The sequence below is a fragment of the Oculatella sp. FACHB-28 genome (assembly GCF_014696015.1).
Lineage (GTDB): Bacteria > Cyanobacteriota > Cyanobacteriia > Elainellales > Elainellaceae > JAAUTN01.
The window spans coordinates 78,988-91,386 of record NZ_JACJPJ010000095.1 but is presented as its reverse complement, the minus strand read 5'-3'; the positions used below and the strand labels follow the sequence as shown (position 1 = coordinate 91,386).

12 protein-coding genes are annotated in these 12,399 nt (G+C 45.7%); 8 read left to right on the top strand and 4 right to left on the bottom strand.

Going from position 1 to position 12,399, the window contains the following annotated elements; all coding sequences use genetic code 11:
• Window positions 1-3 precede the first annotated feature (3 nt).
• The 3 genes from H6F88_RS26100 to H6F88_RS26090 are packed head-to-tail and all read right to left on the bottom strand — an operon-like array spanning window position 4 to window position 4,894.
• On the bottom strand, window positions 4-363 hold the full coding sequence (locus tag H6F88_RS26100) for a DUF1822 family protein (RefSeq protein ID WP_347277749.1): 360 nt from the start codon (window positions 361-363) through the stop codon (window positions 4-6).
• 23 nt (window positions 364-386) lie between these two features.
• Entirely contained in the window at window positions 387-2,621 is a 2,235-nt protein-coding gene (locus H6F88_RS26095; protein ID WP_190645736.1) for an FHA domain-containing protein, read from the bottom strand.
• Between the two features lie 29 nt (window positions 2,622-2,650).
• Window positions 2,651-4,894, bottom strand: a complete 2,244-nt coding sequence (locus H6F88_RS26090; RefSeq protein WP_190645735.1) for a serine/threonine-protein kinase — start codon at window positions 4,892-4,894, stop codon at window positions 2,651-2,653.
• 265 nt (window positions 4,895-5,159) lie between these two features.
• Here H6F88_RS26090 and H6F88_RS26085 point away from each other — a divergent pair, with 265 nt between their 5' ends.
• The 6 genes from H6F88_RS26085 (at window position 5,160) to H6F88_RS26060 (ending at window position 10,325) form a co-directional block, all read left to right on the top strand.
• Complete coding sequence (locus H6F88_RS26085) at window positions 5,160-5,447, top strand: hypothetical protein (protein ID WP_190645734.1); 288 nt, start codon at window positions 5,160-5,162, stop codon at window positions 5,445-5,447.
• A 39-nt stretch (window positions 5,448-5,486) separates the two neighbouring features.
• Complete coding sequence (locus H6F88_RS26080) at window positions 5,487-6,374, top strand: hypothetical protein (protein WP_190645733.1); 888 nt, start codon at window positions 5,487-5,489, stop codon at window positions 6,372-6,374.
• A 48-nt stretch (window positions 6,375-6,422) separates the two neighbouring features.
• The gene (locus H6F88_RS26075) at window positions 6,423-7,406 is read left to right on the top strand and encodes a hypothetical protein (protein WP_190645732.1); all 984 of its coding nucleotides are present in this window, start codon (window positions 6,423-6,425) and stop codon (window positions 7,404-7,406) included.
• A gap of 34 nt (window positions 7,407-7,440) precedes the next feature.
• Window positions 7,441-8,190: a hypothetical protein gene (locus tag H6F88_RS26070; protein WP_190645731.1), complete on the top strand. Its 750-nt coding sequence runs from the start codon at window positions 7,441-7,443 to the stop codon at window positions 8,188-8,190.
• 248 nt (window positions 8,191-8,438) lie between these two features.
• Window positions 8,439-9,359, top strand: coding sequence for a hypothetical protein (locus H6F88_RS26065; protein WP_190645730.1), 921 nt, complete (start codon window positions 8,439-8,441; stop codon window positions 9,357-9,359).
• A gap of 81 nt (window positions 9,360-9,440) precedes the next feature.
• Window positions 9,441-10,325, top strand: coding sequence for a hypothetical protein (locus H6F88_RS26060; RefSeq protein WP_190645729.1), 885 nt, complete (start codon window positions 9,441-9,443; stop codon window positions 10,323-10,325).
• 29 nt (window positions 10,326-10,354) lie between these two features.
• On the opposite strand, the gene H6F88_RS26055 is transcribed toward H6F88_RS26060, so the two are convergent.
• Complete coding sequence (locus H6F88_RS26055) at window positions 10,355-10,579, bottom strand: DDE-type integrase/transposase/recombinase (RefSeq protein ID WP_277882238.1); 225 nt, start codon at window positions 10,577-10,579, stop codon at window positions 10,355-10,357.
• An 88-nt stretch (window positions 10,580-10,667) separates the two neighbouring features.
• On the opposite strand from H6F88_RS26055, the gene H6F88_RS26050 reads away from it, so the two are divergent.
• Window positions 10,668-11,609, top strand: coding sequence for a hypothetical protein (locus H6F88_RS26050; RefSeq protein ID WP_190645727.1), 942 nt, complete (start codon window positions 10,668-10,670; stop codon window positions 11,607-11,609).
• Between the two features lie 74 nt (window positions 11,610-11,683).
• Window positions 11,684-12,388: a hypothetical protein gene (locus H6F88_RS26045; protein ID WP_190645726.1), complete on the top strand. Its 705-nt coding sequence runs from the start codon at window positions 11,684-11,686 to the stop codon at window positions 12,386-12,388.
• Window positions 12,389-12,399 lie beyond the last annotated feature (11 nt).

Sequence of the window (12,399 nt, the reverse complement as noted above, 5' to 3'; positions counted from 1 at the left end):
TAGTCAAATTGTAAAAGACTCTTTGATGCTGGTGCTCCCTAACCTTAATTGAAGATTAAACCGTTCTCCAACCAAACCGCGAAATCGCTTTAGTTGAATGTAGTTATCTTGACTGCGGGATTGCACCGTTTGTAAAATCTCTCCTGTTTCTGTAAGCAAAGATAGTTGAAAGTTAGTTGGCAGGTAAGTTTCTCCGTTCGCAGGGTGCAATTGGACTAAAACGCCTACTTTCTGCTCAGTTTCTGGTGTAATCGCCATTAGTAAGACTGCGGGTTGTCTCCCCAATTGAAACTCTACATCAAATAGTTTGGCGCGTTTTACAGTTGGCTCACTCGGTTGAGGGTCAGTCCGGACACTAAAAATCAGTTTAATTTAATTCCTGTTCGCTAAGATTTTACCTCTAGAACCCTCCTCAGCTTTTGTAACTTATCGCGATCGCTTCTTAGCTCCTTCTGCAAAACCTCGTGCTTTAAGATGCGTTTTCTAATTGGAGCTTGATTGCTCTCTGTTTCTGTCGTGATCCGAGTAGTTTGGTGCTTGGCAGCTTGAAGAATTTTTTCTACGCGCTGTTCTTCAACTTCCAGCGCTGTAGTTAGATTTTGCACGAGTCTTTCGACTAGACGATTTTTTGCAAGTGCTTGATAATAGCTACGCAGATTATTTCTAATCTTTTCAGCCTCCTTTTCTCGCTCTAAGTCTCGGTCTTCTCGATAGAGACGAATGAGAGACCTGAACAGAAAATAGAGAATCACAAGTAACACAAGAGTTGAGATGTAAGGAGAAGCTTTGAATGCATTGACGATGGGCGCTGAGATATGTTGCATAATCTGCCTTCTGCCTGCAATGCCCAGCACACTAAAGAAGCTAAACATGAATATGAACTGCATCCATTGTCCTCTAATTTTTTTGAGCATATAAACTATTGGAGAGGCTTCCTGATAGCGGCTCTCGCTTAAAGGCATTGCGAATGCTTCCTCGAAAACAGCTCGGTTGTCAATGCTCTGCTCCGGTTGAAAGAGAGAGCGGTTTAAGTTGACGGAAGGAATTGAGTGGAGCATTTCATAAGCTCTCTGCAGAAGTTCCCTCAAACTACTTTGAGGACATAAACAAAGTATTTCCCACTGTTCATCGGCCCACCAGCTCAGTTCAGAGCGACAAAAATTCATAAGAGCCGTATTTGCATCAATTGTTTTTTCTTCGACGGTTTCTGGTTTTAATGGTTTACGTTTAGCTCTCTTAGATTCAACCACTTCAATCGTAGAAAACCGCAGCTGAATGTATTTGCGACCTCGATACTTTACAACATTTGGTTTTAGCTGATCGAGAAATCGGCGGATTTTGCAGGAGATGCTGTTTTCGAGATAATCATCCAGCAAATCAACCTTTGACTGTTTCAGCTTATCCTTTGTCTGTTTAAAGAATATTGCTTTGTCATCCTGAATTTGCTTTAGAATTGTGTCAACTTTTTCTTTGATTTGGTTTTGTCCTGGTTCTTTTAATTTTGCTTCATCTTGCTGGGTTTCCCTTGCCAGTTTCCTTTCGTCCAGGTCAATCAACTGTTCAACCAGATGCAATTGAGCCAATACTTGAGCAGTTAGACGTTTGGTCAAAATATCTTCGGGCTTACGTTTGACCAGTGACTCCAATAGTTTGAAGAATTTGTCTGATTCATGTTGAGAATTAACACTGAGTTGAGCCGCTGATGCTCCAATGTAAGAATTGCACAGTGGAAAGCAAAAGACATCTAGAGGAGATGTTTGGAGCCAAGCATTCATTCTGGACTGGTGTAATTTAGCAGCTTCGGGCTGATTAAGCGAATCTGATAATTCCGCTATGACCAAAAGATTAGTAAATCGAGCGGCGCGAATCTTTTCAAGCAATTGTTGCTCAATAGCAGTTAGAGGTGACTGGGGATTTATCACCCAACACAACACATCGCACTCTGTAACTAAAGTATCGAATTGCTGGCTGCTAGAATCCGTGATGGATTGATATTCAAAGAGCAACTCTGGACTAGTTTCGGTAGAGGTTGGAGCGCCTAAGGTGATGCGATCGCCCTCTATCAAAATCTGATAGCCCTGCACCTGCTGTTCGTTAATGTAGGTGCCGTTTCTGCTCAAGTCACAGATTTGCCAACTGACGTAAGCTGAATTAGAGTTAACCTCTACACAGGGCTGGATGTTAGCGTGGTATCCAGAAACCGACACGTAGGGGTCAGGAATTAGAATCTGGCATTCAGGATGTCGTCCAATTGCCAATTTGTCTGTTGCAGAAAGTTGATAGCGCTGTGGCGAGGTATCCGTTTGTAGAATCAGAGCCGCTGTGGGTTCGGATTGAGTCAGCTGCAAGTCATCGGTTAGCGGTGTAACCTTAAACTGATAAGCTGCTGATAGTTCACGGGCCCTCAAGAGGTCATATAGTGCTTTTGCTGAGTTTGGATTGTGGCTCACAATTTGCAGGGTTAATTTTCCCTCTCTGAGGGAAGCAACACTCTTCTCTAATGTTTGAGCGATCGCTTCAAAGTTACTGTGCTGCTGGATTCCAGGCTGTTGGCTTCTGGCAGCGACAAACTGCTGGATTTCCTGAATGCTCTTAACTAGTTTCTCAGATTTAACTGACATAACTTCTATTCCATCGATTACTAAATTCGCTACGGAAGTGAGTGGGTCTGAGGCATCCGCCAAAGTTTAATGGTTCTATCCCAGCTTCCACTGGCGATCGTTTGCCCGTCTGGGCTAATCGACACCGAGTGAACTTCACTGGTGTGCCCTCTAAAGGTGTAGAGCGGTTCACCTGTGTATAAATTCCAAAGCTTCACCCTATTGTCTGCCCCGCCGCTGACCAGCGTTTGGCTATCGGGACTAACCGCAACCGTGTAGACTTCATCTAAGTGTCCAGATAGAGTGTTAATTAACGCTCCACTGTGTAAATTCCAAACTTTAATTGTGTTATCTGCACTGCCGCTAACCAACGTTGCGCCATTGGGGCTGATAGCAACGGCATGAACTTCTGCTGAGTGCCCCCTAAACTGATTCAGAAGTTCTCCTGTAGGTAAGCTCCACACCTTCACAGTATTGTCTGCGCTACCTCCAACCAGTAACCAGCCATCTGCACTGATATCCATTGAGGTAGTAGGGGCGGTATGCCCTTTGAGATCTTTCACGAGTTCACCCGTCTCCAAGTCCCAAATTTTGATGGTGTTGTCTTCGCTGCTACTCACCAATGTTTGACCATCTGGACTCATGGCGATCGCTGAAATCGTCCAAGTGTGTCCTCTCAAGGTATGCAACAGTTCTCCACTATCCAGATTCCACACTTTGATGGTGTTGCCCATGCTGCTGCTAGCCAGGAGTTTCCCATCCGTACTAGTGGCGATCGCCGGACTTTCCCCTGAGCCCTCTGTTAGAGTTTGAATCGCATGTCCCAATGTGATATCCCAAACCTTGATAGTTTTATCTGTACTGGCGCTTGCGATGTTTCCATCTGCGTTGAAAGCGATTGCCGTGACCATTGAGGAGTGCCCTGTAAGCGTCGTGATTAACTGCTCATCCTGTCGCTCAATCAACTCGGCTGTCTGTATATTTCGAGAGGAGCCTGCTCCAGACAGATAGCCCCCAAAAATGGTTGCCCCGATCAGCATTAGTCCTATACCCGTCAACCGGGATATCATTTTAGGCTTGAGCAAAACTTTGAGCTGACGCAATCTTTGATTAAGGCTAGTTTGCTCAGCCTGCCCAGATTCCGAGTTCTGAGTTGGTGTGAGCGATCGCTCCGTCTCCCGCGTCCGTCGATTTGTTCTCAGCGACTCACTAGCAGGAAACAGATCTGGTAGAGGTTGAGAGGAAGCCTCAGGTTGAGTTGGAGCAGGTCTTACTTTAGTAGGTGTGTAGATGGGATTTGCTGCTGGTGGCAATGCTGGAGCAGTGGGAGCAACTTCTGGTACAGAAGGAGCGAGTTGTTGCAGATCTTGTAAGACTTCCGTTGCGGTTTGATAGCGATCTTTCCAGTTGTACCGGGTCATGGTAGTTAATATAGCCACCAGTTCAGGATCCACTTGAGCTTGCTGTGTCCAAAGCACCTCTGCAACATGCAGACTTTCCTCAAAACTGCGGGGATGAAGCCCTGTCAACGCTTGAATGCAAATCATGCCAAGAGCGTAAATGTCGCTGTTCAGGCAAGGTCTGCCTCGAATTTGCTCTATTGGAGTGTACCCTGCACTGTTGATTGCAACAGTTACATCACTTTGTCGAGCTATATTTTCAGAAGATTTCGCAGATGTATTCTGTAGGTGTTTGACGGCACCAAAGTCAATTAGAACTAGCCGTTGGTCCTGTTGGCGACGAATAATATTCTCTGGCTTAATGTCTCGGTGAATGATGCCATGCTCGTGAACGAATGCCAGAATATTTAAGACTTCTTCTAAAAGCTGAATAACTTGAGACTCAGACCAGCGATCGCCCCTTTCCTGAGGTTCCTTGTGCAGTGGTGTAGCTGCTTCAGGGCTAGATCCATGTTCAATCAACAGTTCCTGACTAAGCGGGTGTCCTTTAATGAACTCTTGTACCAGGTAAAACTCTCGGTCTTTCTCAAAATGTGCCAACAGGCGAGGAATCTGGTCATGATGTCCCAGCTTTTCAAGAGTTTCTGCCTCTTTGCTAAATAAGCGCCTGATATCATCTAAGCTATCAAGTTCGGCTGTTGACAGCGGTTTGAGATGTTTGACCACACATTTGGGATGTCCAGGACGGCGAGTGTCTTGAGCAATGTAAGTTTCTCCAAAGCCGCCTCTGCCAAGTTTACCAATCACTTGATATCGTCCATCTAACAGTTGATCCAGGACAACAGGTTGGATTGAAATAGACAGGTTTTCGGAAATGTCAACATGGGTAGGCATAAAACATATTCCAGACGCAGTTCTCTATTTAGTTCTCGTTTGGAAAAATTGCGTTTTATGCAAACCATCCAATATTTTCAGTCAAGAACAGAAATTTAAAGCTTGCTCACTGAGTCATAAATCAAATATGTACTTTTGTAACAAGTTGCAGAATCCTGGCATCTCGGCAACAGAGAAACAAATAGAAGGTTAAGCGATCGCCTTGCAAAGAACTGCTCCAGGAGAAGTCAAGCTACCGAGTTGAAGGTTTTGTAGGAGATGAGTGATGAAGTCTTCTCTGGTTTTGACCGTCGTAACAGTACTATTCTTCCAATTCTTTTGGCTAGCTCCGTTGCTGGCAGGAGTTTGGGGACTCTGGTATAGCTGGCAGATGATATCCAACCCCGACTTTGCCCGCACAGAGGTAGACATTTGGCTGCGTTCTCAAGAAATTGCTCAAGTTCAAACCAATCATTGGAATAAACCGCGATTTGTTGATGCGCTTTGTTACACCACAATCGGTCCCGTGGGAGTCGTGATGGGAATGTGGCTGTTCCTGCAACAGCTCAATTGAACACAGTAACCATTTGCAGAAACACAAAAGGAGGCAACGATGTCAGATATCACCGATTTAATTGATCAGAATATTGAGAAGATGCGAGAACTTTCTGGAGAAGGCGATCGCGCCCTTGAGGAAGTGAACGAACTGGAAGAGTTAATCAATACTTTGAGCGAAAATTTAGCGTCCAAAGAACAGGAAACACTCTCTAGCTTTGAAACCCTCAGCCAACGCCTGGAAACGCTAGAACAACAGTTGGGCACCGAGATTCAAACGGCAAAGGATAGCCTCAGTCCGATTCAGGAGACTGCTCAGGGAATTGAAACCCAACTCACCGAATTTGCCGAAATGATTCGTGGACAGCTTGGCGATCTGCAAAGCAGCGCCGAGGAGATGATGGGAGAAATCGAAACCAAAGCGACCGAAATTCAGCAGAATCTGGATACCCTAACCAGTCAAGCAGAGGAATTTAGCTCTGAAGTGGACACGCTGGAAGATGAAGCCGTAGGAGAGATTGACGGCATGAAAGAATCTGTTGTATCGGCTCGCAGTGAGTTTACCCAGAGTCAAACTCAACTCAACGACGAGTTCACATCCCTGATGGAATTAATTGGAGAAAAACTGGAAGCACTGCAAGCAGATTTTGAGCATCTGATTGAAACCAGTAACACCGAACTGGGCGAATTAGATGTGGCGTTAGAAACGGCTGCCAGTGATGCTTTCACAACTATTCAAGAGAAGTTCAATGAAATCGGTGAAGGAATCACTACATCAGCCCAAGAACTCGTCGAAGCAGTTGCAGCCGTTGGGGAAGAAGCCGTAACCAACTGCGAGGAAATGAACGATCGCTTTGGCGACATCATCGACAAATGTGGTGATGTAGTGGCAATCATCCAGGAGATGATGCCTACCCTCGAAAATGTGCAAGAGACACTCGGCTAAGATTTCTGCAAAAATTTGTCCACTCGTTGTTAATCAGGAGAACTCATCATGGCTGAAGCGGCTGAACTCAATACTAATGTTGAAGAAACTTCAGATGCACTGGAACGACTGCTCACAACCCTAGAGCAAGCCTGCGGAGACTTTCGAGAGCTTGCCACAGAACTGGAAACTGAAACAGAAGAACTGCGCCAGGGGGATGAACTAGACACACAGCTAGAAGCGTTGGAGCAAAGCCTATCCGATGCAAATACACAACTGGAAACAGCAGAGACAGAAATCACGACTGCTATAGATGAGCTGGAAGGGGCGATCGCCGACATCTCCACCGAACTCGAAGAGGCAAACGGCACCATCACCGAAATGCAAGGAGAGTTTGAACAACTCACCACTGCTATCACCGAATTTGAGACAGAAATGACCGAAGCTCAACAGGCACTAGGCACCTTTGAAGGGGCAGTGACCCAGCTTGAAGATGGATTGACAGAGGCAATTCAAACCACTCAAGAAGCCTTTGAAACCTTGAGGCAAACCATCACCGAGGCAGGAAGCCAGGTAGATAAATTCTCAGAGATTGAAACTGACATTGATGAGTTAGTTGGAGAACTGCAAAACACTCACCGGGAAGCAATTGAAACTAACTTTGACGAACTCAGCGAAGAGCTGCGAAGTACTCACTCTGAAGCAATTACCACCGCTAGCAACGATTGCGAAACTAGCCTCCAAGAGATGTTTCAAACCTTCAGTACCGATGTGAGTGAGATGGTTGAGCAGTATGAGCAAGATGTCACTGAGACAATTTCAGGACTTACAGATGAGTGCGAAAATACTCACAAAGCAGCAGTTGGTGAAGCAGTTGAAGAAGTGACAGGTGGAGCCGTCGAAGAAATCGAAGGTGAAACAGAAGAAACCAAAGGCGAGATGGAAGATGCCCTATCCGTAATGAGTGAACTTGACCCACTAACTCAAGAAGTTGTCACCGCTGGAAATGTAATGGTGGCTGCAAACACAATGGTCGAAGAAATGCTGGCTTAGAAATCCCAATAAAAATTACTAGCGGAATTGTGAAATGGTTGAATCAATTGACAGCTTAGTTGCCCGAATTGAAGATTCAAAAGCCCGTATCCAGGAGAGCCAAAATTCTCTCTCAGGCTTAAGAGTAGATGCCAAAGCTTATTATTTCAATCCTTTAGAGATAGATGAAAGAGGCTTCAGGTTTTCGTTTGGCATAGCTTCTCTCCGAGGCGGAAGCTTATTTCCAGAGACTGACGCTCTCACCTTCGACGTTAAAGATGGGATCTGGGAAGATGCCAACGGCAATACTCGTGAAGGATTTTCAGGGAATGTCCGCGTTATTAGAACTAAATGGGACTTGGCTAACCAATTTGATCTGCCAGAAGAAAATGTTTTAGACCTTGAGATGGGCATCGGGGTCGTTACTCTAGAAGAAAATATTGGGAATGATGGCCTCTCGCTTGTAGGCACGGCAAACCTTGCAGAAGTGGCGATTACTGAGGGGACTAGGAGTGCAGAAATAGATACGGACGAAACAATACGAGTAGGCACAAGTCTCGGCGTAGGGAGAGGAGCCCGTATGCATTGGGATGATGCCGACAACGATGGATTCAGAGAAGTTGGCTTGGGTACAGATGTTCCCTTTCTTTCGCTAGACGTTAAGACAGAAGACCCGTTGCGGACAGTTATGGGAATCACTAATGGAGGTTTAAGTGATGCACTCTTGCCGGAGGGAAATCTCACTGAATCTGTCGCAAATGGATTTGGGTTATCTATCAAGGATGAGAATGCATCCAACGCTTGATGAAGTTTGGGCTATCGCATGATTTAGTTCAGATTTGTAGGATGGGCAAAGGGTGTTAACCTGTGCCCATCACCGAAAAACTGCATCTTATTGATGGGCACGCAATGCTTTGCCCATCCTACCCATCTTCAAAGTTTTCTCCCCAAAACATCAACCATCGAGTTCAAAGTAGCAATGTTCAGGTTTCAAGCTTGAACCTTTAGAATTTCAAGTCCAGCATTTCTCACAATTTATTAGAGGTAATCATCATGAGTGGAGCAACCAGTTCTTTAGAACAATTGGCGACAGATTTGCCTGAAAAACTGCGGCTTCTCACGGAGGAGGCAAGTGCGGTTCAGGAAGAAATCAATACATTTGAGGAAAGTTTGAGTGGGATGCAGGAGGAGCTTAGCGGACTGATTGATCAGATCGAAACCAGTTTGGATGAACTGCAAACAGAAGTAGCAGAGCATCAGACAGAACTAACAGAAAGTATCTCTGATTTAGGCAGTGAGTTTGAGAATTTGCAAAGTGAAGTGACAAGCGATCGCACTGAACTCGAAACTGAACTGCAAGAAGCCCAGACCAAACTCACCGAACTGAATACTAGTCTGGAGGAAGGATTATCATCCCTCTCAACTGTGGGTGAAACTGCTCTCAACACCTTAAATGAGGGTCAGGGCATCATTCAGAGTGGACAGCAACAGCTTGATCAGGTAGTAGATGCCGTTGAGGAAAGTGTAGACACGGCTCAGCAGGCAGTTGAGACAGCAACCACTGCGATCGCTGAAGATATCTCTCAAGCCACCGATGCACTAGAGGAAGCCAACGGTGAAATTGATACCGAAGTGCAGGAAGTAGTAGATGAGTTCTCCAATTTGGATGAGTTAAGCACCGAGTTGACCACCCTGCAAGATAGCACCGTCCAAACCGAAATTGATTCCCTGCTGGAGACAGCCAAAGAATCGGTCGATACTTTAGGAACCAACATTGAAGATGCCCTGGAGAAAGTAGTCAGCGCCGTTCAAGAAACGGGTTCAGAATTATCTGGCACTGAAGGCAATATCTCCACCGAACGAGAAGAGCTGAGCGGTTTAGTCGATCAGCTACGAGAGTTGATTGAACCCCTGCGCCAAGGTGTCACCAGCGCTCAAGATGCGGCAGATAAGCTGGGCATCCCCTGGGGATAAAGGACATACAAACTGTCTCTACACAATTTATTGCTTAAACCAATAGCACTGCGTCAATTAATCTAACCAAGGAGAAAACTCATGAGTGACTTACAAACCCTTGCTGGTGAAACCGTTAGCAAACTCTCGACCCTATCCGATGCGACAGAAACGACCCAGACCAAACTCACCGATGTTAAAACTGAACTCACTCGAATTCGTCAGGCGGTTGATGAGGCTTGGGAAACTCTGAGCGATCGCGCCCAATCTCTCATCGAACAGGTAAATGAAGGTAAGACAGAACTTGCTGCCGAAGTAGAGACTGTCACCCAGGTAATTACTCAATTAAAGCAAACCATTGATACCACTCAAAGTGAGTTAACCCAGGAATTAGAGGCGACTAAGGGAGCGATCGCTGCAATCGACGACAAGCTAGCTGAACTAGATCTGGAAAGTGATATCACTGAAGCTGAAACAGCCTTAAACAGCCTTGGTGAGAAGGAAATCGGCGCTGAAGTTGGAGAGGCGATCGGACTGGCGATCGAAGAACTCAATGGTTTCAGTGGTGAACTCGCTGCCTTTGAATCGGGATTAGAAGCTCAGGTAGATGGACTGGAATCCACTATTACCGATCAGGCTATACCTACCATCGAAGGCGGAGCACAATCCCTCTCCGAACACTTTGACATTGTGGTCGAACACTTCAGCACTTCTATTCAAACCGTTTCAGACAGTATGGAAGAGTCTATTCAAGGGTTAATGGAAGAGGTTAACACCTCACAAGGCGAGTTGTTTACTGAGCTTGAAGGCACTGCTACCAAACTTGACGAGATGATGACCCAGTTGGAAGGGGCAGTTGAAACAGCAAAAACCAGTGTTGTAGATGCCACAGAAGCTCTGGTAGAGGGCATCGACCTCAGCAATCAGAGCTGCCAAAAGGCGGTAGAAGTGCTAACGGAATCCAGGGATGCTTTGGAAGCGATTTAAACCCCCAACAGCAACACCGTTCCCTAGTTTCAAAAAGAGCGATAATTCCAAAGATTGCTTCGATAACTTGGCTTGATATCTGTATAGTCCTGCTCGATCCCGTTATTCAAGTATTTGCTCTGCCGTAATTCGGTCTCCACTGAGATCAGGTCATCCGCTCTCATTGCCTCAATTGCCACCGGGTAAGCAACATTTTTGTCCACCGTGATCACCAGTGGAGATTGAGTATGCTTTGCCTTGAGCCATGTGAACAGAGATAAAGAAGCCCTTTAAGTTGAAGTCAGAGAAAATCAACTTTCTACCCTATCATTTTTGCGACACAGCCTTAAGGAGACTGAAATCATGAGTGCAGATGATTTGATGGCTCGTATTGATGCAGCGAGAGATGGACTCCGAGAAGCTAGAGAGGAGGCACTTGCAACCACTGGCGCTCTCAAAGGAATTTATATGGCAAGAGAACAAATAGGTGGTCTATTTAAACCCCCTCCTTTACCTCCTTTACCTCCTTTACCACCTTTGGAAGAGAGACTGCGTGGTGGAAGGTCATCTTCTAGAGCCAGTTTTGCGCCTGGCAGGATAAATGAGACAGCTTGGAGAGAACACCTTGAACATAGAGCAAGACGTGAAGGCGGTAGAGTTGTTACTGAACCTTACTGGAAAGATCCTGTTACAGGAAGAAATTTTCTGTTTCCAGGTGGTAAGTCGCGTCGCGTCGATGCCGTGTATGTTCACCCAAATGGTACGGTTGATGTAATAGAACTTAAAAAATCGTCCTTTACAGCTACATCTCCAGGAGCAGAGGCTCAGCGAGCAAAGGATAAATATGCCATGGAACATAGCCTACCAATTGGTAAGAAAAGTGAGGGATTTCTTAGTCACGTTGATAATGTTGTTTATACGAATGGGCTTCCCCTTTTAGAACCAGGAGGCAACACTGCTCTGCCAGGGGCTGGAGAAAGACCAACGCATGTTCACATGGAACCCCAGTCCGGAAAAAGTGTTCTTCGAAGTGTTCTTCGAGGAGGAAGTAGGGCTTTAGGTCCGCTGGGTGCCGCCGTGGATCTCCATTATCTTGGTGATGCGATCGCGGAAGACGGTGGCACGTTTGGAGAAAACACTAAGGCAACCGTAGGTGGAATTGCAGGAGGCTGGGGTGGTGCTGCTGCCGGAGCCGCACTTGGTACTGTGCTCATTCCAGTTCCGGTTGTTGGCACGGTTGTTGGAGGCATTATTGGAGGAATTGGTGGGGGTTTGCTAGGTGAATCTCTAGGTGAGCTTTTATAGGGAGATACTCAAAACCGCCTCATAGGCGATGAGCAGCTTTTAAACTTGAACATTGAGTAATAGGTAGAAAACTCATGAACAGAACCATTGATATGCGCCAACTTGAGCTTGTTCTAGTGGTAGAGAAACACAATCCGATATTGCTGAATCCTGAATTCCTAAAAACCAAAGGAATCATTCCTTTTCATTGGGAGTTGACTCAGCCACCAACCTATGACGAAGGTGTTGCTTTAACGATCTTCCAAAATGGAGTATATATTGCTCACCGAGGCAACGCGATCGCCTTCTTTGAGGACGTTAGAGAAAAGAACCTCGATGAGTTAGAAGTTCCTGATGTAGTTTACAGGTATGTTGAGAGATTGCCGCAAGAAAATTATCAGGCAGTAGGGCTTAACCTGGAAGGACACACTTTATTTGATGACCAGGACACAGCAAGAAGTTATCTTCAAGGAACGCTTCTTAATGGCGATCGCCCTCACACATCTGACCAAAACCTTGTGCAGATGATCTCAAATTTCATCTACAAACTCGATGAAGGAGTATTCACTCTAACCGTGCGAAACACAGAGTTAGAGCTTTCGAAAACCGAACACATTCCGGTACTTCTGTTTGCCGCTAATTTTCATCGCGATCTGTCTAAAATTCTTGAAGCGGAAAGAGTACAAACATTATCTCAAATCATCGAGAATTGGGAAGACGACGTAGACACCTATCAAGACATTGTCAACAACCAGTTTCTTGCTCAGAGCAACAGATTGACAGTCTCCGCCTACGGCTAAACAACCCTCAA